Source organism: Streptomyces sp. NPDC003691, from assembly GCF_053981115.1.
In genome coordinates this window covers 1-20506 of sequence record NZ_JBSFNQ010000107.1, presented here as the reverse complement: position 1 = coordinate 20506, position 20506 = coordinate 1, and the positions used below count along the sequence as shown (strand labels likewise).

The following is a 20506-nucleotide window of genomic DNA, read 5'->3' as shown; positions in this document are numbered from 1 at the left end:
TCCAAGCCGAGGACCGTGGAGCCGGACAGCTGCCCGACGGCCCGCCCGATCTCGTCGTCCGTGAGCCCGTCGGAGGCCACCCGGTCGAGTTCGTCCCGGCAGATCTTGAGGACGTCGTGGACCTGGGCGGGGCGGCAGCCCGCGTACACGCCGAACAGTCCGCAGTCGGCGAAGCCCGAGGTGTACGAGTACACGCTGTAGGCGAGTCCGCGCTTCTCCCGGACCTCCTGGAAGAGCCGGGAGGACATCCCGCCGCCGAGGGCGGTGTTCAGTACGCCCAGCGCCCAGCGGCGGTCGTCGGTCCTGGCCAGGCCGGGCATGCCGAGGACCACATGGGCCTGCTCGGTCTTCCGGCCGAGGAGCTCGACCCGGCCCGCGGTGCGGATCGTACGGCCCCCGTCGCGGGGCGCGATCGGTACCGCGTCGGTACGGGTGAGGGCGCCGGCCCGTTCGAAGGCGCGGCGGACCTGGCGCACCACGGTGGCGTGGTCGATATTGCCCGCGGCGGCGACGACCAGGTGCGTGGGGTCGTAGTGCTTCTTGTAGAAGCGGCGGATCCGGTCGGCGGTGAGCGCGTTGACCGTGTCGACGGTGCCCAGGACGGGACGGCCGAGGGGGGTGTCCCCGAACATGGTGTGCGCGAAGAGGTCGTGCACGCAGTCACCGGGGTCGTCCTCGGTCATCGCGATCTCTTCGAGGATGACGCCGCGCTCGGCGTCGACGTCCTCCTGCTCGATCAGGGAGCCGGTCAGCATGTCGCAGACGACATCGATGGCGAGCGGCAGATCGGTGTCGAGGACCCGTGCGTAGTAGCAGGTGTACTCCTTCGCCGTGAAGGCGTTCATCTCGCCGCCGACCGCGTCGACGGCGGAGGAGATGTCGAGGGCGGACCGTCGCCGGGTGCCCTTGAAGAGGAGGTGCTCCAGATAGTGCGTGGCGCCGTTGAGCGCCGGGGTCTCGTCACGGGAGCCGACGTGGGCCCAGATGCCGAAGGTGGCGGAGCGTACGGACGGCAGCGTCTCGGTGACGATCCGCAGTCCTCCGGGGAGGGTGGTGCGCCGGACCGTGCCGATGCCGTTCGTGCCCTTGAGAAGCGTTTGGGTACGGGCGACGGCCCGCACCTCCTCGGAGGTGCGGGCCGTCGCCTTGAAGCCGCGCGACGTCACTTGGCAGCGTCGTCCTTCTCGTCCGCCGCGTCGTCGCCGTCCTCGCCCTCGATCACGGGGATGAGGGAGAGCTTGCCGCGGGAGTCGATCTCGGCGATCTCGACCTGGACCTTGGCGCCGACGCCGAGGACGTCCTCGACGTTCTCCACGCGCTTGCCGCCGGCCAGCTTGCGGATCTGCGAGATGTGCAGCAGTCCGTCCTTGCCGGGGAGCAGGGAGACGAAGGCACCGAAGGTGGTGGTCTTGACGACCGTGCCCAGGTAGCGCTCGCCGACCTCGGGCATCGTCGGGTTGGCGATGCCGTTGATGGTGGCGCGGGCGGCCTCGGCGGCCGGGCCGTCGGCGGCACCGATGTAGATCGTGCCGTCGTCCTCGATGGTGATCTCGGCGCCGGTGTCCTCCTGGATCTGGTTGATCATCTTGCCCTTGGGGCCGATGACCTCACCGATCTTGTCCACCGGGATCTTGACGGTGATGATCCGCGGGGCGTTCGGGGACATCTCGTCCGGGGTGTCGATCGCTTCCATCATCACGTCGAGGATGTGGAGGCGGGCGTCACGGGCCTGCTTGAGGGCCGCGGCCAGGACGGAGGCCGGGATGCCGTCCAGCTTGGTGTCGAGCTGGAGGGCGGTGACGAACTCCTTGGTGCCGGCGACCTTGAAGTCCATGTCGCCGAAGGCGTCCTCCGCACCGAGGATGTCGGTGAGGGTGACGTAGTGCGTCTGGCCGTCGATCTCCTGGGAGATCAGACCCATGGCGATACCGGCGACCGGGGCCTTCAGCGGCACACCGGCGTTCAGCAGCGACATGGTGGAGGCGCAGACGGAGCCCATCGACGTGGAGCCGTTGGAGCCGAGGGCCTCGGAGACCTGGCGGATCGCGTACGGGAACTCCTCGCGGCTCGGGAGCACCGGCACGATCGCGCGCTCGGCGAGCGCGCCGTGGCCGATCTCGCGGCGCTTCGGGGAGCCGACGCGGCCCGTCTCACCGACGGAGTACGGCGGGAAGTTGTAGTTGTGCATGTAGCGCTTGCGCGTCACCGGGGAGAGGGTGTCGAGCTGCTGCTCCATGCGGAGCATGTTCAGCGTGGTGACGCCCAGGATCTGGGTCTCGCCGCGCTCGAACAGGGCGGAGCCGTGGACCCGCGGGATCGCCTCGACCTCGGCGGCCAGCGTGCGGATGTCGGTGACACCGCGGCCGTCGATCCGGACCTTGTCCTTGATCACGCGCTCGCGGACCAGGTTCTTGGTCAGCGAGCGGTAGGCGGCGGAGATCTCCTTCTCGCGGCCCTCGAAGGCCGGGAGGAGCTTCTCGGCGGCCAGCTCCTTGACGCGGTCCAGCTCGGTCTCGCGCTCCTGCTTGCCCGCGATGGTGAGCGCCTGGGCCAGCTCGCCCTTGACGGCGGCGGCCAGGGCCTCGTACACGTCGTCCTGGTAGTCCAGGAAGACCGGGAACTCGCCCTCGGGCTTGGCGGCCTTGGCGGCGAGGTCGGACTGGGCCTTGCAGAGCGCCTTGATGAAGGGCTTCGCGGCCTCCAGGCCGGCGGCGACGATCTCCTCGGTCGGGGCCTCGGCGCCTTCCTTGACCATCTCGACGGTCTTGGTCGTGGCCTCGGCCTCGACCATCATGATCGCGACATCGCCGTCGTCGAGGACCCGGCCGGCGACGACCATGTCGAAGACGGCGTCCTCCAGCTCGGTGTGGGTCGGGAAGCCGACCCACTGGCCCTTGATGAGCGCGACGCGGGTGCCGCCGATCGGGCCCGAGAAGGGCAGGCCGGCCAGCTGCGTGGAGCAGGAGGCGGCGTTGATCGCGACCACGTCGTAGAGGTGGTCGGGGTTGAGCGCCATGATCGTCTCGACGATCTGGATCTCGTTGCGCAGGCCCTTCTTGAAGGAGGGGCGCAGCGGCCGGTCGATCAGCCGGCAGGTGAGGATCGCGTCCTCGGAGGGGCGGCCCTCGCGGCGGAAGAAGGAGCCGGGGATCTTGCCCGCGGCGTACTGCCGCTCCTCGACGTCCACCGTGAGGGGGAAGAAGTCGAGCTGGTCCTTGGGCTTCTTGGAGGCGGTGGTGGCCGACAGCACCATGGTGTCGTCGTCCAGGTACGCCACGGCGGAGCCGGCGGCCTGACGGGCCAGGCGGCCGGTCTCGAAGCGGATGGTGCGGGTGCCGAAGGAGCCGTTGTCGATGACGGCCTCGGCGTAGTGGGTCTCGTTCTCCACTAGCGTTTTCTCCGTTACGTTTCGTTACGTTGCGTCTTTCGTCCCCGTGCCCGTGTGGCGCGGGGACCGGCGGAGAAGCGCTCGTACTGGGCCGGTCTTCGATCGAAGCTGCCGGGGTTCGAGTCTCCCGGGAGCCACTACCGAGGACCGGCGGGGGCGAGTCGGCCTCTCCTTGGATCTGCTCTGGTGTTCTGCGACCAGACTAAATGCCGTGCGGTACGTCGCGCACGCACAGCGGGCACGTCCGGCCGAAGAGCCGGTGCCCACCGCATATGCATACCGCAGATCGGCAAAAGAACGGCAAAAAGCCGAAGGGGAGCGGCCCCGTCCTGCGGGAACCGCTCCCCTTCACAGCGTCTTACTTGGCGCCGCCGGCCGCACCGCGGCGGATGCCGAGGCGGTCGACCAGCGTACGGAAGCGCTGGATGTCCTTCTTGGCCAGGTACTGCAGCAGGCGGCGGCGCTGGCCCACGAGGATCAGCAGACCACGACGGGAGTGGTGGTCGTGCTTGTGGGTCTTGAGGTGCTCGGTCAGGTCCGAGATGCGGCGGGACAGCATCGCGACCTGGACCTCGGGGGAGCCGGTGTCGCCCTCCTTGGTGCCGAACTCGGCCATGATCTGCTTCTTCGTGGCGGCGTCGAGAGACACTCGTACTCCTCAGTGGTGTTCTAGGCGCCCGCGAGTGCCCCTGGCGTTTTCTCAGGGGAGCTTCGGTGACTCGGGGGCGGAGGTCCGATGAGCGCTGCCCCCAGTCCCGGCGGGGCCCGCGAGGGGCTCCTGGGGTTCCGGGAGGGCGTACACAAACGGCCGTCACCCAGCGTACCAGTACCCCGGAGCGGCCCGGACCGGGGTGCGGGGCCGGGTCCGGAACGGGGTCCGGGGCGCTATCGGGGCCGCTCGGCCGGGGGCGGTCCGGGCCGGTACGAGGTCAGTCCGAGGTCAGGGCGCGGATGGAGTGGTAGACGTCGAAGACCGCGAGGCAGAGCGGGAGCAGCGTCAGCAGGATGAAGGTCTCGGCGATCTCCAGGAAGCGGCCCCAGAAGGGAGTGACGCCGGTGCGCGGGACGATCAGGCCGATGGCGGTGATCAGCGCGGCGACCCCGGCGACGGCGGCGGCCAGCCACACCGTACGGATGTCGAGCGCGGTGGTGTCGCCCCGGAAGGCGTCCGCCATCAGCTCGACCGGGGGGTTGATCGCCAGGCCGAGGCCCAGCAGGACGAGGCAGCCCAGACCGGCGGCCAGGGCGCAGCCGACCTGCGCGGTGTAGCGGAAGAGGTGGGCCCGCATCAGCATCGCGATCCCGGTCGCCAGGGCGAGGAGCTGGCCCCAGACGTTGTCGGAGAAGCCGAGCACCGCGCCGGCGCCCACGGCCACCAGGGCGCAGCCGCCGACCAGGCCGACGAGCAGTTCGTGGCCGCGGCGGGCCTGGGCCGCGATCCGCTCGCCGTCGACGGGGCCGCCGGGCTCCTCGTCGGAGCCGTAGTCGCCGACGGTGGTGCGGGGCGGGTCGAAGCCGATGGGGAGCCGGGCGAAACGGGTGGAGAGGCCGGGCAGGAAGGCGAGGGTGCCGACGGCGAGCGGGGCGCACATCGCGGCCGTCTCGACCGGGGTCAGCTCCTGGAGGATCGCCACGAAGGTGGCGAGCACGCCGATCACGGCGGCGAAGACGAAGGCGACGAAGGGGCCGTCGCCGCCGGGGGCGGCGATGGTGAGGATCACCGCGACGACCAGGACGGCGGCACAGGCGAGCAGGAACTGGAGCTTGCCGATGCCCTGGCCGTCGGCGGGCGGCAGCAGTCCGCTGCCGCCGATGGCGGCGTTGGCCATGGCGCCGAGGCCGAGGGCGACGGCGGAGGCCCGGTCGTCGTAGACCCGGGCGCGGATGCCCGCGAGGGCGAGCAGCAGCAGCGCGGCGACCCCGGCGAGTACGCCCGGCAGTCCGTGCATGTCGTTGCGGGGGTCGGAGGTCCAGAGCACGAAGGCGAGCAGAAGCAGCAGGACGGAGCCGCCGAAGAGGCCGGCGCCGCGCATCAGGGCGTCGCTCCACAGGGTGCGGTCCCTGGCCACGGCGGTGGCGACGGCGTCGGAGACGTCGTCGAAGACGGCCGGGGGCAGCGACTCGGCGAAGGGGCGCAGGGAGAGCAGTTCGCCGTCGAGGATGCGCTGGGCGCCGAGGGAGCGGGCGCTGTCGAGGACGGTGCCGTCGCGGCGTACCAGGTGGTAGCCGACGGGGGCGCCGGGTTCGGGGCTCTGGCCGGAGAGCCGGAGCAGCTCCGGGTAGAGGTCCGCGACGGCGATGTCCTCGGGCAGGGCGACGTCGACGCGGCCGTCCGGCGCGACGACCGTCACCCGGCAGAAGCCGGTTCCGCTGCTGGACGGGGTCACCGGTCCGGACTGGCCGGGCCCCTGCGCCGCCGCTGAGGTCACCATACTCACCTGCTGCATCCCCTCGTGATGTTCACCCGCACCGGCCCGGAAGCGGGCCGTACGCACGTGCCCGGTCGCCCCGTCACCCGGTCGGGTCACGGTTCCGCGTCCGGTCCGGCCCGGTCCAGCCCGGTACGTCCTGCCCCGGCCGGGCCGCCGTGGACACCATCGGGGCGTACGCACGCGTCCGGCGAGGCCTGCACGACACGCCCACCGACTCCGTACGAAGGCTTCACACTTCACCTGCATACGGCGGGCGGACATCGTACGGACCGGCGTCGCGCTCGAAAGGCCCCGCTTTGCACTCCGCCCGGACGGTCCGAATTCGTCCCGTCGGTCCGCATTCCTTTCCCCCGGGCATTTCCACCGGACCGGCCACGCGCTCCGAACGACCCGCATTCCCCGGCGATTTCCCGGTGATTCGCGGATGATTCGCGGGGGTCGCCCCGGTGCGCGAACCGGTCGCGTCACCCTACCCCGCACCCCCTGCGCGGCGCGCAAGTAGGATCCCTCACCGCGGACGGGACCGTCGCCACGGGGGCGCCGATAGGAACATTTCCGTCCGGCAAGGGAATTGGTGAGCTTGTGAGTCAGATCGTCGTCAAGCGCCCACCACGGGCCCTGCCTTCCGAGGTGCCCGGCGACCCCCTTCAGCTGCAGCCTCCTCCGGAACTGCCCCGCGGGCAGCAGGAGGGCGCGCTGATGCAGTTGCTGCCGATGCTGGGCATGGGCGGCTCGGTGGTGTTCTTCTTCATGACGAACAACCCCATCATGCGGATCATGGGCATGATCATGATCGCCTCGACGATCGCCATGGCCATCGCGATGCTGGTCCGCTACCGCCGCGGCACCCAGGGGGAACTCGCCGATCTGCGACGGGACTATCTGAAGTACCTCAACCAGACCCGGCGTCAGGTGCAGCGGACCGCGCGGCTCCAGCGGGACGCCCAGTACTACCTGCACCCGTCGCCGGAGCAGCTGTGGGCGCTGGTCGCCGAGGGCAGCCGGGTCTGGGAGCGCCGGGTCGGCGACCCCGACTTCGGCCAGGTGCGGATCGGTCTGGGCAGCCAGCAGCTCGCCACCCCGATCCTGGCGCCCGAGACCGCGCCGGTCGACGATCTGGAGCCGCTGACGGCGAGCGCCATGCGGCAGTTCCTCACCGCGCACAGCACCCTCGACGGGCTGCCGCTGGCGGTCTCGCTGCGCGCCTTCTACCACCTCACCATCGGCGGACGCCCCGATTCCGTACGGTCCAGCGCCCGTTCCATGGTCGCCTCGCTGGCCTCGCTGCACTCCCCCGACGATCTGACCGTCGTGATCGCGGCGAGCCGTGAGGCCGTGGACCACTGGGAGTGGGCGAAGTGGCTGCCGCATCTCCAGGCGGGCGGCGAGGGCGACGGAGCGGGCAGCCGCCGGCTGATCACCGTCGACCCGCGGGAGCTCGACGAGCTGCTCGCGGCCCGGGTCGACGGCCGCCCCCGTTTCCAGGGCGGCGGACAGCCGCTGCTCGACCAGCCGCATATCGTGGTCGTCCTCGACGGCCAGTCCGTGACCCCGGCCTCCCCGCTGGCGGCGCCCGAGGGCATCCAGGGCGTCACGGTGATAGAGGTCGTACCCGGCGAACCCAGCGGCCCGCGCGGCGGCCTCTCGGTGATCGTCACCCCCGATTCGCTGAAGCTGGAGTCGGGGCACGGGATGGTGTACGACGGTACGCCGGACCTGCTCGGCGCCGAGGCGGCCGAGGCGCTGGCGCGCCAGCTCGCGCCGCTGCGGATGGGCAGCGGCGGGGACGACGACGAACCGCTGCTCGCCAATCTCGACTTCACCGATCTGCTGAACCTGGGCGACGCGGCCTCCGTCGACGTCAGCCGCACCTGGCGGCCGCGCTCCCAGTCGGAGCGGCTGCGCGTCCCGATCGGTGTCGGCGAGGACGGGATACCCGTCATGCTCGACCTCAAGGAGGCGGCGCAGGAGGGCATGGGGCCGCACGGGCTCTGCGTCGGAGCCACCGGCTCCGGCAAGTCCGAGCTGCTGCGCACCCTGGTCCTGGGACTCGCGGTCACCCACTCCTCCGAGACCCTGAACTTCGTCCTGGCGGACTTCAAGGGCGGTGCGACCTTCGCCGGGATGTCGCAGATGCCGCACGTCGCGGCCGTGATCACCAACCTGGCGGACGATCTGACGCTGGTGGACCGGATGGGCGACTCCATCCGGGGCGAGCTGAACCGGCGGCAGGAGCTGCTGCGCGACGCGGGCAACTACGCCAATATCCACGACTACGAGAAGGCCCGGGCCGCGGGCGCCCCGCTCCAGCCCATCCCCTCACTGGTGCTGGTGATCGACGAGTTCAGCGAGCTGCTGACCGCGATGCCGGACTTCATCGAGATGTTCGTGCAGATCGGCCGGATCGGCCGCTCCCTCGGAGTCCATCTGCTGCTCGCGTCGCAGCGGCTGGAGGAGGGACGGCTGCGGGGCCTGGAGACGTACCTCTCGTACCGGATCGGCCTGCGGACCTTCTCCGCGGCCGAGTCACGGGCCGCCATCGGTGTCCCCGACGCCTACACGCTGCCCAATGTGCCGGGCTCCGGCTACCTCAAGTTCGGTACGGACGAGATGGTGCGGTTCAAGGCGGCGTACGTCTCCGGGGTCTACCGGGAGGGCAGCAGCCGGGCCGCCGCGGCGGGCGGGCCGCTGCCGGTGGACCGGCGGCCGGTACGGTTCACGGCCGCGCCGGTGCCGGTGCGCTACATCCAGCAGGCCGCGCAGGCGGCCGTACCCGACGCCCGGACCCCCGAGGACGACGCGCTCGCCGACTCCGTCCTCGATGTCATCGTGCGGAGGCTGGAGGGGCGCGGCGCCGAGGCACACCGGGTGTGGCTGCCGCCGCTGGACAACCCGCCGTCGCTGGACGAGATCGTTCCGGGGCTGGCGAACGTACCGGGGCGCGGGCTCACCCAGCCCGGCTACGAGGGCGCGGGACGGCTCGTCGTCCCGCTCGGAGTCGTCGACAAGCCCTTCGAGCAGCGGCGGGACACCCTCTACCGGGACTTCTCGGGCGCCGCGGGCCATATGCAGATCATCGGCGGCCCGCAGTCCGGAAAGTCGACCCTCCTGCGGGCCCTCGTCTCCGCGTTCGCCCTCACCCACACCCCGCACGAGGTGCAGTTCTACGGACTCGACTTCGGCGGCGGCGGTATGTCGTCGGTCGCCGGGCTGCCGCACGTCGGCGGGATCGCGTCCCGGCTCGACCCCGAGCGGGTACGGCGGACGGTGGCCGAGGTGTACGGCATCCTCACCCGGCGCGAGGAGTACTTCCGCAGCGCCGGCATCGACTCCATCGGCACCTTCCGGGCCATGCGGGCCCGCGGCGACATCTCGGTGACGGACCAGCCCTGGGGCGATGTCTTCCTGGTGATCGACGGCTGGGGGAACTTCCGTACGGACTACGAGGCGCTGGAACCGGCCGTCCTGGACATCGCCGCGCGGGGCCTGGGCTACGGCATCCACATCGTGCTGACCGCCGGCCGTTCGATGGAGGTCCGCGCCAATCTCAAGGACCTCCTGATGAACCGGCTGGAGCTGCGGCTCGGTGACACCATGGACTCCGAACTGGACCGCAGGGTCGCGGCAAACGTCCCCACCGGGGTGCCCGGGCGGGGTCTGACACCGGAGAAGCTGCACTTCATGGCGGCGGTGCCGCGGATCGACGGCATCAACTCGGACAGTGACCTGTCCGAGGCGACCGCGGCGATGACCCAGGAGGTCACCCGCCACTGGACCGCCCCCGGCGCCCCCGCGGTACGGCTCCTCCCCCGCGAACTCCCGGCGTCCAGGCTGCCCGGCGGCCAGGCGGACCCGGACCGCGGCATCACCTTCGGCATCGACGAGAACAACCTCGAACCGGTCTGGCTGAACTTCGAGCGCGACCCGTTCTTCCTGGTCTTCGGCGACAGCGAATCCGGTAAGTCCAACCTGCTGAAGCTGCTGATCAAACAGCTGACGGAGCGGTACGACGGGGACTCCGCGAAGTTCTTCGTAATCGACAACCGGCGGGCGCTGCTGGACGTGACCCCGGCGACGCACCTCGCCGAGTACGTCCCCATGTCCAACGCCATGGAGCACCATGTCGACGCCCTCGCCGACCTGATGCAGCGCCGCACCCCGTCGGCGGACGTCACCGCCCAGCAGCTGCGGGAGCGGAGCTGGTGGCGGGGCCCCTCGGTGTACGTGGTCGTCGACGACTACGACCTGGTCTCGACGTCCAGCGGAAACCCGCTGAGCAAACTGACCGAGAACCTGCCCTTCGCCCGGGACGTGGGCGTCCGCTTCATCATCGCCCGCAGCGCGGCCGGGGCGAGCAGGTCCTCGTACGAACCCTTCATGCAACGCATGATGGAACTCGGCGCGCAGGGCATTCTGCTCTCCGGGGACCCACAGGAAGGCGACATCCTGGGCGGCGTCCGAATGCGGCCGATGCCGGCGGGGCGGGGGATCTTCGTCTCACGGCAGCGGGGGAATCCGCTGGTGCAGACGGGGCTGGTACCGGAGGAACTGGGATGAGAAAGGGGCCCGGCGGCAACTGCCGCCGGGCCCCTTCGGTTTCGGCGACCGGGCAGTCACCGGTCACCCGATCGGTCGCACGAACGTGACCGGCTCACCGGTCGAATGAATTCCGCATACCGCCCCGGTGGGGCGGGAGAAGGGGGAGAACCCTATGGCGTGGGAAGAGTGGGACCGGCTCAAGGCGTCGGCCGCGGAGCGCGGCACGGAGCAGATGCGGCTGAACGGGGTACCGGACGACGAACGCCTGCCTGCCGCAGGCACCGGCGACCTCCAGGTCAGCCGGAAGGACCTGGCGGCGGTCGGCGATCAGGCGTACAAGCTGTACAACCGATTGTGGCCGGAGGTCCGGCAGGCGGTGGTCCCCAGCACGGACCGGGCCGGGGACGCCCTCACGGCCCAGAAGTTCATCCTGGGCGGGGCCCTGAAGCACGTGGCCACCCGCTGGGACAAACAGCTGGGCACTCTTATGGACGCATGCGCCCACATCTCGAACCACATGGATTTCAGCAACAAGACGCACCGGGACGACGACGAGTGGATCCGTCGCAGCATGAGCAGCATCGGGACTCTGGATCGGGGATTCGAGGAACCCGACACCCCCACCGGCAAGCCCGGCGGATCCGACGGGGAGAAGAAAAACGCCTGATGGAATTAGACGCACTGCGCTCCGCGAAGTTCGATGGACTGGACGACGCGGTCAGCGACTGGACGAAGGTCGTCGGCAATCTGGAGAAGTTGGAAGAGGAAGCCCGCACCGGGTTACGCGGCAAAGCGGAGAAAGCCGACTGGAAGGGGGTGAACGCGACTGTCTCACGCCAGTTCATCACAAAAACCACCCGGGAGTTCTCCGATGCCCGGACCCAGGCAACGTCCATCCGCAACATCCTCCGCGACACCCGGGACGAACTGAAGGCCTACCAGGGGAAACTCAATGACGCCCTGGAGCGCGGGCGGAGCAAGAACCTCACGGTGACTTCTACGGGCGACGGCGGCTTCACCGTAACCAAGACCGTTCGTCCTGACCGGGCCGCCCCGGGCACAAAGGTGCCGGAGAACACCCCGGACGACACTGTCACTCTGCGGGACGAGATCCAGGCCATCCTCAACGGCGCCACCGAAAGCGACACCAGCGCCGCCCGGGTACTGCGCGCATTGGTCGACCGGACCGATATCGGTTTCTCGGCTGCCGCCTACGCCGACCGGGACAGCGGAGCAGACGCCCTCAAGGCCGCCGACGAGGCGGCACAGATCCTCAGGAAGAATCCCCATGATGTCACCAACGAGGAACTGACCCGGCTCAACAGCACCCTGGCCCGCTACAGCACAGATCCTCTGTTCGCCGAGAAATTCGCGGTCGACGTGGGCCCGAAGCGGACTCTCGAATTCTATGCCGGGATCGCCGACCCCTCCCAGGGAATGCGTTACGACCCGAAACGCGGCGAACAGGCCAAGCAGCTCCAGAAGAACCTCGGCATCACACTGGGAACGGCCACACTGTCGAACAGTTCCACAATGCAGACCTGGGAATCCCAGATGGTGGGGCTGGGCAAAGAGAATCTCGGAATCGACGACGCCAACAATCCACGCGGCTTCGCCGTCATGAGCAACTTGATGCGATTCGGCGACTACGACGACGCATTCCTGAACGACTACGGAAACAATCTCATCGCCTTCGACAAGGCGAACAGCGCCAAGGATGTGAACCCCTGGATCAACAACTGGAACCAGGGCGATCTCAACTACTGGGGGAAGAACGACCGGGGCCGGGATCCGGTCACCGGATTCCTGGAGGCCCTCGGCCACAATCCGGGAGCGGCGACCGACTTCTTCGCACCGCCGATCGGCATCGAAGGGCGGGTGGACAAGGCATCCGAGGTCAATGAGCACCTTGCCTACCTCACGAAGGAGCGCACTTGGCTCTCCGACGCACCGATCATCGGCGGGGACGACAAGGTCGTCGTGGGGCGTGATGCACTGGGGCACGCCCTGGAGGCCGCCACCACCGGATATGCCTACGACGCCGTCCCGACTACGGAAAAGGGTGTTCCACCGCAGGCAGGCGATCTCCGTACGGCGGAAACCGCGGACGTCATGGAACAGATCGCCTACCTCTACGGCGGCGAAGACGGCCCCAAAATGCTGCATGGAAGCCCCGAGATGGTGGACAGCCTGGGAAAGATGGGTGCCGCTTATATCGACGACATCAACTACCACCTGTCAGGGATCGGAGAAGGGGGCAAGGACGCAACAGGCTTCCCGGCAAAATATGACGGACGGGCAGATTTCGGAGAGCAGGGGGCCATCGACTTCCTCAGCGTTCTGGGACAGCACGAGACCTCGCACGGCGTAGTGACATCGGCGCAGCACCTGTACACGCTCAGCATGCTCGATGCCCACCCCGCGACCAGCGACACCAATATCGACGCGGCACGCGACGCCATCTCCGCGGAAGCCGAAGCACGGGGAATCCTCGACAACGCCAGGGTCAGGCAGGCGGAGCTGACGTACGGAGCGAACTCGGAGGCCGCCAACGCGTCACTCGGCCGTTCGGCGGAGTGGGGGAAGTTCGCGGTCGGCGCTGTGGTCGGCATCGGAGTGGCGGCCATTCCCGTACCGGGATCGACAGGGGCCGCCATAGCTCTCGCTCCGCTGGCAGCCGAGACTGTGGGCGGCGCGGTCAGTACCTTCCTCGGCCAGCAGATCGACAAGGGGGTCGAGGGCTCGCAGCAGGATCCCCGCGAGCAGGCGCAGATGACGAGCAGAGATTTCTACGCGAAGGGGGTCAACTCCATCGCGCAGGGATACGAGGCGTACCTCGAAGCAAACCCCTCCTTAGATGAGCGAGCCGACCGGGAGAACTGGAAGGAAGCCATTAAGGCGGGGTACCTGGGAACCGGATCTCACCAGAACGAGTTCCGCGGACGGCCTCCCTACAAGGGGTGATGAGAAATGATCCACCGTTCCCGCACCGGTGCTGCACCAGTCGGCGCTGTCGCCCGCTGGGCCGTTCTGCCCATGGTCTTCGCCTTGGGTGTCACCGGATGCAGCGATGGCGCCACCGGCGACGGACCGCCGGGGGTCTCTGCGGCAGAACTCTGCGACAGCACTCTGGACGCAGGTGCACAAGCTGCACTGGAGAAGGCCAGTCGAATCGATCGGTTCGAAGAGCTTCCGGGGGACGAGTTCACCCTCGACGCTATGGCCAAAGGGCTGCACAAGGGCGTTCAGCAGCGTTCCATCTGTAGCGTCTACTCGACCGATGACGGAGATGATTTTCCCCTCTTCACGATCGATGTCGAAGTCCGGACCTCGTCCCCTCGTACAACTCCGCAGGAAAGCAAGAGAAAGCTGCTCTATGCGATCGGAACGTACGCCGCAGTCAATGGCGATGCATCGGCTCAGATCTTCTTCCCATGTGCGACCAAGGGTGAAAAGGGCAGCATGCCCTTCGTGAGGTCTTCGATGTCGACGCCCCGCCCGCTAGCCGTGGAGTCCACGGCCGACGAGCGCATGGCTGTCCTCAACTCGGTCTCCCGGAAGGTTGCGGAACGCCTGGGTTGTGGGGCTGCTTCCCGGCTTCCTCAGCAGGTACCTGAGGCACTGCCCCCAGGAGCCTAGGGAGTGGTGCGCTGTCGGCGGTCCGCGTGCCGACGTGCCGGAGACAGAACCAGGGTGGGCATCTCCCGCGCATGCCCACCCTGGTATCTCATCTCTTTGTCGGCGTCACCGCTTCGCAGCGGTCCGGTGCCGACAGGACCGGACAGAGACCTTAGAAGTAGCCGGCGGCCTTCTTGTCCCCCGCCTGGTACGCAGGACCGGCCTCGCGGACGGCTCGCGCGATGCCCTTCAGGGCGTTGTGGATCTGCCGCGTCTCGTTGTCCCACTTCTTGTGGGCCGCGTCGGCGGCGGTCTTGGCGTCACCCTCGAAGGTGGCGGAGACGCTGCGGATCTTGTTCTGAAGGTCTTCGAGCGTCGTGTCCAGACGCTGCGCCTGCTTCTCGATCGTGCTCGCCGCCTGCTCCAGCGAAGAGTACGTAACGAGCATGAGGCCGTCGTTGCCCTGTGCCATGAATCGTCCTCCAACTGCCATTCGTGAAAGTAGTTCTGCTGTGGTGTGCCGAACCGCGAGGTTCGTCAGTATCCGGCGATGTTCGAGGTCGCGGCACGGGTCGCCCCGGCGTCACCGGAGAAGCCCGCGGTCACGTCGACGCCCTGGAGGGCGGCCCGGACCTCGTCTTCGGTGTTGCCGGCCGTGGTGCGGGTGACCTGGATCGCTTCCTGGAAGTTGAGCAGCAGCTTCGCGATGCGCACCATGCCCTGGTTGATCTCGGCCTGCTTCACATCGAAGGCACCGGCGCCGATGCCCTTCCAGGAGCCTTCCAGGCTGTCGATGACGCCCTGGAGGCTCTGCAGCTGGCCCTTGATGTCCTCGAACTGCCGCGAGATCTCGTCCTGGAAATCCTTGAGACTCTGATCGCCGACCTTCTGGACTGCTGACATATCCCGGTCTTCCTTTCCCTGTTTCTTCTGGGGTATTGCGTAGTGGCTGGTGTGCGAGGCGTGCGGTCAGGCGGCACGCCGACGCAGGAAGACGAACGCTCCTCCGGCGAGGACCACGACGGCTGCGATGCCTCCGATGACGAGACCGGTATTGCCGTCGTCCTTCTCCGCGGCCTTCTTGGCGGAGCCTGCCACGGCGGTGTCGCCTTCGGAATTACTCTTCGGCTGCTGTGACGAGGCTGGTGCAGAAGGAGTCGCGGAGGCGGCGGGCGAGCCGCCCGTCTTCTGGTTGGTGAGGGGGCTGATGTCCGGGGCGCCGGGATCGCCCTTCTTGTCGACGACGATCTGCGCGGGTCGGATCAGCCCGTGACCGAGGTAATTGCTCCGGGTGCCCTTGGCCCAGCTTCGCCCCGCGGTGTCGATGAGGGCACGAAGGACCTGGTTGGCGGTCCAGTCGGGGTTGGCGGACCAGACGAGGGCGGCGGAGGCGGAGGCGATCGCTGCGGAGGCGCTCGTGCCGCTGCTCTTGCAGTACTTCTTGAAAGACTCGTCGCACCAGGCCACAACATCCGTACCCGGTGCCGTGATGTCCACGTTGTCACCGTGCTGCGAGTACTTGGCCACCGTGCCCTTCCGATCGGCCGAAGCTACGCCCACCACGTCCGGATAGGCCGCCGGATAGATCGGCTTGTTGCCGTCCTGAGCATTGTTGCCCGCCGAAGCGAAGAAGAGCTTCCCCTTGCTCGCCGCATACTCAACAGCTGCCCGCTCCTGGGGATCCGAGTATTCACTCCCCACGGACATACTGATGATCTTTGCATCACTGTCAGCGGCTGCCCGGATGGCATCGGCAGCATCCCTGGCGTTCGTCTTGTGACGATTCTGGAATTCCGTGTCTGCCACACGCATCGGAATGATCTGCACATCGGGAGCGAGTCCCCGCAGACCACCCCCCTTTCCAGTACCTGCAATCAACTCGGCCATGGATGTGCCGTGACCGTCATAGTCGTCCGTTTCCTCTCCCGGCGCGCCAGACGCATCGAAGCCCTCCAGCACTCTCCCCTTCAGCGAGGGGGTCGAGGAATTCACTCCGGTATCGATGACCGCAACCTTGACACCCTTACCGGTCGAGGACTTCCACATGTCCTCCGCGCCCATGGCCTTGAGGTACCACTGCCCGGGCAGTCCCTCGGCGGCCCCGGCGGCCGACGCCGTGGCAGGAACGCTCCCGGCCCAGACACAGACCGCGGCCAAGGTACAGATCGCGCTGCTCCGCGCTGCGCGAGCGAGGCCTCGCTTCCGTGTCTGGATCATTCGTGCCGTCATCCTGGCTTCCGAACCTTCCCTGTACTCAGTCGATCACCGGTGGCCCAGCATTACGCCGCTGCGCCGTCCATGTCTCTTCGTCTTCCGTCAGGTAGTCCGGGCGCGTCGATTCCGAACGGTCCCGTTCACCGTCGGACGGGTTTCGCCCTGGGCGGCCTCCGACGAGCCCCGTTCCTCCAGTGGTAAAGCCTGCCTGCCCCGGGCGCGAGGTCGAACCGGTTCCCGTCCTGGGGGCACCTGTGATGGGCCCTGTACCGACAGCGCCTCCGGGCCGAGCCGTCACGGGACGAGTGGCACCCTGGCCCTCTGCCCCCACGATGGTGCCCCGGGGAATACGCGACGCGTTCGGACCGGCGGTGGTTCGCTGAGGTGTGCCGCCGACAATTCCGTCGCGGCCCGTGCGCGAACCCGCGGTGGTTGAAGCTCCTCGCCCCGTGACGGGCTGTCCTGCCGTTCCTCCACGGCCCGCCATCGGCCCCTGCCCGCCCGCAGCGGGCCCCATCCCCATCGGATTGGCGCGCCCCATCGGCGCCGATGTGCCTCCGCCTCCCACCGGTCCAGCAGGCCGTCCCGCAGGACTAGGTCCTGTGGAAGTAGGGGATCCGCCACCGATAATGCCGGGCCGTCCTTGAGCGCTTGGCTGACCACTGGTACCGCCCGCCGACGCTTTCCCACTTCCCAGCCCCGGCCCTCCCGTTGCCTTGACGGCATTCTCCCCGGGCCCCGAAGGTCCGGGGCCGAATTTACCCGGCGGTGTGCCGATCACGGGTGGGATCACAGGCGGATGCTGTGCCGTCGGAGGAGAGCCGACCGAGGGTGGTGATGTGACGACGGGAGGTGTGCCATTGGGCGTTGTGGGCGGCGCCGCCGGCGGCGCGACGCTGTCGATCTGCATCGAAGGATCACGACCGGGAATCGAGGGAGGGATCATGCCGACCTCGGCACGGGGCCTTTCGCCCGTCGCTGTCGGCTCGCCACTCCGATTCCTTGCCGGGCGACTTTCAGGAGATCCTGAGATAGCCGTTCTGGTGCTCCTGCTGGGCGGCAGGAAGTCCGTGCCACGAGGGCGCGGTACATCCGCGTTCAGCACCTTCGTGAACTTCGGCGGTTCCTGCCCCGCCAGTGTCTGTTCCGAGACCGCGTAGAACGACGCCAGCCGGTTCATCTGGTTGATGGCCTCCTGGCGGTTCTTCTCCACCTTCTTCGCCGCCACGAAGTCCGGGTTGGTGTCCACCCGTTCCGGGAGCGGCATCGTCTTGGCGTTGTGTTTGATCAGGCGGAGGTCGCGTTCCGGCATGGAGTTGCGGACCGAGGCGAGGCCCGTGCCGGCCACGCGGATCTGGGTGGCGGCGATGTCGGCGAAGGTGCTCAGCTGGTCGGCGTGGTCGGCGAGGGCGCGGCCGAAGTCGCGGAAGGCCTCGCCGGAGGCGCCTTCCCAGTGGACGTCCTTGATGTTGGTGCGGAGTTCCTCGGCGGCGTCGCGGAGGGCCTTGCGGGCGTTCCAGAGGTTGTCGCCGGCGCTTTCGAGGTCGGCCGGGTTCGCGTTCAGCACCATGTCGATCATGATGTTGAGCTCGTGTCCCTCGAAATCGGTACGCGCGAAGAATCCGTTGCCGCCGAAGATCGAGGTGACCTTGCGGGCGACGTCGGTGACGTCGAGCTGCCGGTCGACCCGGGCGAGGTCCTCCTCGCGCTGTTCGGCGGGGGTGAGCTCGGGCTGTGCGTCGTGGTCAGTCATGTGTCACCGCCATTCCGTTCCGGCGTTCTTCTCGTCGACCTTCTTCGGCTCGTCCGCCTTCGGACGCTCGCGCTCGCGTTCGGTGGCGCGCTCCTGGTCCAGGCGGGCCTGGATCTGGGCGAAGCGGACGCGGCGTTCTTCGTCGACGTTGTCGGTGCCGACATCGGCCGCGTAGACGGCGATGTTGAGGGCGTCGATCTGGTCGCCCAGGCTCCGGGAGAGCGTCGTCAGGGCCTGGTGGACACGGTTGTACTGGTGGAAGAGGCCGTCCGCTTCCGAGAACGGAGCGCCCGGTCCGCTGAGGGACTGGCGCGAGACGGTCTGTTCGGCGACCTTGGATTTGCCTGCGGCACTGCTGTTGAAAGTGGCGAGCAGGGTGTTCACCCGCTTCTGGAAGGTCGTGAGCGCCAGGTAACCCTTTTCGAAGTCACCTCTGCGCCTGCTCCCGCCTCCGCCCCCGCCATCGGCTGGATAGACCACTTTGCCCTATTCCTCCCCGTTTGTTACTGCTGCACCGTATTGCCAGTACGGTGATCCGGTCATCATCAGAAATGAGACCGCTTACCACTCTAGCTACTGGCTATGACAGCCCCAAGTGGCTTATGCGACAGGGAAACCGCGACCGGGTGCACGGCAGACATCTCATCATGCCGGTGCAGCCGGGCCGCCCGGGAGCGCCGGGTCTCCCCAGGATCTCCCCGGACGGACCCGGAGCCCCCGATGTGCCGGCGGCGCGGCGGACCCCGGCGCGGGCGGCTCAGCCGCCCGCGATCCGGTTCGTCCTGCGGCGGGAGTCCCGGAGCGCGACGGCCATGCCCGCGATCGCGGCGACCAGGACGCCTCCGCCGATCACGACGTACGTGGCGAGACGGGCGTTGCGCTCCTCCGCGGTCTCGCCGAGGTCGAAGCGGGCGGGGCTCGGGGCCTCGCCCTTGGCCAGGCCCTCCTGCGCCACCGGCTGTTCGATGGGCCGCTCGTCCTCCGTCAGGGCCCGTACCGGGTCGACGACACCCCAGCCCACCAGGCGGTCGTGCCCGGGGGTCGAACGCTCCGCCGTCTGCTGGATCTGGGCCACGATCTGACGGGGCGTCCAGTCGGGGTGCTTCGCCTTGACGAGCGCGGCGACCGCGGCGACGTACGGGGCCGAGAAGCTGGTGCCGTTGTCGGCGCAGTGGCCGCCGAGCGGGACCGTGGTGATCATGTCGACGCCGGGGGCGGCGACCCCCACGAAGTCCCCGGACTGGGAGAAGGCCGCCCGTTCGTTGTTCCGGTCCGACGAGGCGACCGCGAGGACGCCTTCGTACGAGGCGGGGTACGTCTTCTTGACGTTGCCGCCCAATCCGTCGTTGCCCGCCGAGGCGACGACCACCACGCCCTTGTCCAGGGCGCGCCGGACGGCGTCCTCCAGCTGCCGGGCGGGGGCGACGGCGTTCGCCGTGTCCTGAGAGATGTTGATGACCCCGGCGCCCCGGTCGACCGCCTCGTTGATGGCCTTCGTGAGGCTGGCCGCGTCGCCGTTGCCCTCGGCGTCGTTCTGCTTGACGGGGATGATCACCGCGCCGGGGGCGAGACCGACGAAGCCGGTGCCGGGCGCGGGCCGGGCGGCGATGATCCCGGCGACCTTGGTGCCGTGTCCGACCTCGTCGGTGGTGCCGTTGCCCGCGCCCCGTTCGACCTTCTCGCCCTTCTTGTTCTTCGCGGGCAGCAGGTTGAGGCCGTTCTTCGCGTCCACGGCGTTCCTGAGCTGGGGGTGTTTGATGTCGACGCCGGTGTCGATGACGGCGACCTTCACCCCCTTGCCGGTGGACTGCTTCCACAGTTCGTCGAGGAGTACCCGCTGGAGCGCCCAGGGGCGTCCCTTGTACAGCTTCCCGGGGTACTCGCACTGGGTGCTCTCCGCGGCCGCCGGGCCCGCGGTGACCGGCACCGCGACCACGGCGAGCGCCGTCGCCGCGCCGAGCGCCAGCGCCCGGACGGTCCGCGTCATCTCCGTACCCGCCCTCATGAGCCCTGCGGCTCGTTGGCCGCGCCCGTCGAGAGCCGCGGTCCGGTGGGGAGGAAGGCGGACCAGGCGGCCGGGACCGGGACCGGGTTCACGTCCTTGTAGCCGAGCTGCCGCTGCGCCAGCTGGGTCTGCGTCTCCTGTTCCTGCTGCTCCTTCTCGTTCGTCCCGATGCCGGAGTCGTCGGTGGCGCTGTCGCTGTTGGACTGCATGGCGTACCGCAGTCCGGTGTCGGTGACCAGGAACAGTGCCCCGGCACCGGTGGCCGACCCCTGGAACTGCCGGAACAGCAGACCGGATCCGGGGGTGACGTACGCGCTGGTGGAACCGGTCGGCAGTTCGGCCGGGAAGTCGGTGCCCGCCCAGGTGCCGAGGGTGGTCCGGCCGTCCTCGGCCACCTCCCGCAGCACCGAGCAGACGGTATTGCGGCTGCCCTCGGCGAGCGCCGGGGTGTTGACGGCCTCGGGTGCCTCCGCGGGCCAGGTGCGGTCGTCCCCGAAGGCCTTGCCCGGGGTGATGGCGCCGGCGCTGACCTGGGTGGCGCGGCCGTTCTGCCCGAG

General features: G+C 68.8%; 15 protein-coding genes. 4 read left to right on the top strand and 11 right to left on the bottom strand.

Going from position 1 to position 20506, the window contains the following annotated elements; genetic code table 11:
- From ACWDR0_RS30750 to eccD, 4 genes are all read right to left on the bottom strand, one after another.
- A partial coding sequence (locus tag ACWDR0_RS30750) for a M16 family metallopeptidase (protein ID WP_456355089.1) occupies nt 1-1166 on the bottom strand: 1166 nt, incomplete at its 3' end.
- On the bottom strand, nt 1163-3388 hold the full coding sequence (locus ACWDR0_RS30745) for a polyribonucleotide nucleotidyltransferase (RefSeq protein WP_456355088.1): 2226 nt from the start codon (nt 3386-3388) through the stop codon (nt 1163-1165). The genes ACWDR0_RS30750 and ACWDR0_RS30745, both read right to left, overlap by 4 nt.
- A gap of 358 nt (nt 3389-3746) precedes the next feature.
- Complete coding sequence (gene rpsO, locus ACWDR0_RS30740; RefSeq protein ID WP_006346214.1) at nt 3747-4037, bottom strand: 30S ribosomal protein S15; 291 nt, start codon at nt 4035-4037, stop codon at nt 3747-3749.
- Nucleotides 4038-4317: 280 nt separating this feature from the next.
- Nucleotides 4318-5820, bottom strand: coding sequence for a type VII secretion integral membrane protein EccD (gene eccD / locus ACWDR0_RS30735; RefSeq protein ID WP_456355090.1), 1503 nt, complete (start codon nt 5818-5820; stop codon nt 4318-4320).
- 582 nt (nt 5821-6402) lie between these two features.
- Here eccD and eccCa point away from each other — a divergent pair.
- The 4 genes from eccCa to ACWDR0_RS30715 all read left to right on the top strand — a co-directional run bounded on the left by eccCa (nt 6403) and on the right by ACWDR0_RS30715 (nt 13998).
- A complete protein-coding gene (gene eccCa / locus ACWDR0_RS30730; protein ID WP_456355087.1) occupies nt 6403-10377 on the top strand; it encodes a type VII secretion protein EccCa in 3975 nt (1324 codons plus the stop codon).
- 154 nt (nt 10378-10531) lie between these two features.
- On the top strand, nt 10532-11026 hold the full coding sequence (locus ACWDR0_RS30725) for a hypothetical protein (protein WP_456355086.1): 495 nt from the start codon (nt 10532-10534) through the stop codon (nt 11024-11026).
- On the top strand, nt 11026-13323 hold the full coding sequence (locus tag ACWDR0_RS30720; RefSeq protein ID WP_456355085.1) for a hypothetical protein: 2298 nt from the start codon (nt 11026-11028) through the stop codon (nt 13321-13323). Before ACWDR0_RS30725 ends, ACWDR0_RS30720 begins: the two co-directional genes overlap by 1 nt.
- A 6-nt stretch (nt 13324-13329) precedes the next feature.
- Nucleotides 13330-13998, top strand: a complete 669-nt coding sequence (locus ACWDR0_RS30715; protein ID WP_456355084.1) for a hypothetical protein — start codon at nt 13330-13332, stop codon at nt 13996-13998.
- Between the two features lie 151 nt (nt 13999-14149).
- Here the strand turns inward: ACWDR0_RS30715 and ACWDR0_RS30710 are convergent, their stop codons facing one another.
- The 7 genes from ACWDR0_RS30710 to ACWDR0_RS30680 form a co-directional block, all read right to left on the bottom strand.
- Nucleotides 14150-14449 (bottom strand): WXG100 family type VII secretion target, encoded by a 300-nt coding sequence (locus ACWDR0_RS30710; RefSeq protein WP_456355083.1) that lies wholly within the window; start codon nt 14447-14449, stop codon nt 14150-14152.
- A gap of 65 nt (nt 14450-14514) precedes the next feature.
- Nucleotides 14515-14880 (bottom strand): WXG100 family type VII secretion target, encoded by a 366-nt coding sequence (locus ACWDR0_RS30705; protein WP_456355082.1) that lies wholly within the window; start codon nt 14878-14880, stop codon nt 14515-14517.
- Between the two features lie 66 nt (nt 14881-14946).
- Complete coding sequence (locus ACWDR0_RS30700; RefSeq protein ID WP_456355081.1) at nt 14947-16206, bottom strand: S8 family serine peptidase; 1260 nt, start codon at nt 16204-16206, stop codon at nt 14947-14949.
- Nucleotides 16207-16231: 25 nt separating this feature from the next.
- Nucleotides 16232-17944, bottom strand: coding sequence for a hypothetical protein (locus tag ACWDR0_RS30695; RefSeq protein WP_456355080.1), 1713 nt, complete (start codon nt 17942-17944; stop codon nt 16232-16234).
- 3 nt (nt 17945-17947) lie between these two features.
- A complete protein-coding gene (locus ACWDR0_RS30690) occupies nt 17948-18424 on the bottom strand; it encodes a hypothetical protein (RefSeq protein WP_456355079.1) in 477 nt (158 codons plus the stop codon).
- A gap of 277 nt (nt 18425-18701) precedes the next feature.
- Entirely contained in the window at nt 18702-19931 is a 1230-nt protein-coding gene (mycP, locus tag ACWDR0_RS30685; protein ID WP_456355078.1) for a type VII secretion-associated serine protease mycosin, read from the bottom strand.
- Nucleotides 19932-19945: 14 nt separating this feature from the next.
- Nucleotides 19946-20506, bottom strand: a 561-nt coding sequence (locus ACWDR0_RS30680) for a type VII secretion protein EccB (RefSeq protein ID WP_456355077.1), incomplete at its 5' end; no start/stop codon positions are given.

What these genes read in the sequence shown, in the direction of transcription:
- eccD (WP_456355090.1), bottom strand. Translation starts at nt 5,820, where the DNA reads ATGGTGACCTCAGCGGCGGCGCAGGGGCCCGGCCAGTCCGGACCGGTG.
- ACWDR0_RS30725 (WP_456355086.1), top strand. Translation starts at nt 10,532, where the DNA reads ATGGCGTGGGAAGAGTGGGACCGGCTCAAGGCGTCGGCCGCGGAGCGC.
- ACWDR0_RS30720 (WP_456355085.1), top strand. Translation starts at nt 11,026, where the DNA reads ATGGAATTAGACGCACTGCGCTCCGCGAAGTTCGATGGACTGGACGAC.
- ACWDR0_RS30715 (WP_456355084.1), top strand. Translation starts at nt 13,330, where the DNA reads ATGATCCACCGTTCCCGCACCGGTGCTGCACCAGTCGGCGCTGTCGCC.
- ACWDR0_RS30710 (WP_456355083.1), bottom strand. Translation starts at nt 14,449, where the DNA reads ATGGCACAGGGCAACGACGGCCTCATGCTCGTTACGTACTCTTCGCTG.
- ACWDR0_RS30705 (WP_456355082.1), bottom strand. Translation starts at nt 14,880, where the DNA reads ATGTCAGCAGTCCAGAAGGTCGGCGATCAGAGTCTCAAGGATTTCCAG.
- ACWDR0_RS30700 (WP_456355081.1), bottom strand. Translation starts at nt 16,206, where the DNA reads ATGACGGCACGAATGATCCAGACACGGAAGCGAGGCCTCGCTCGCGCA.
- ACWDR0_RS30695 (WP_456355080.1), bottom strand. Translation starts at nt 17,944, where the DNA reads ATGACTGACCACGACGCACAGCCCGAGCTCACCCCCGCCGAACAGCGC.
- mycP (WP_456355078.1), bottom strand. Translation starts at nt 19,931, where the DNA reads ATGACGCGGACCGTCCGGGCGCTGGCGCTCGGCGCGGCGACGGCGCTC.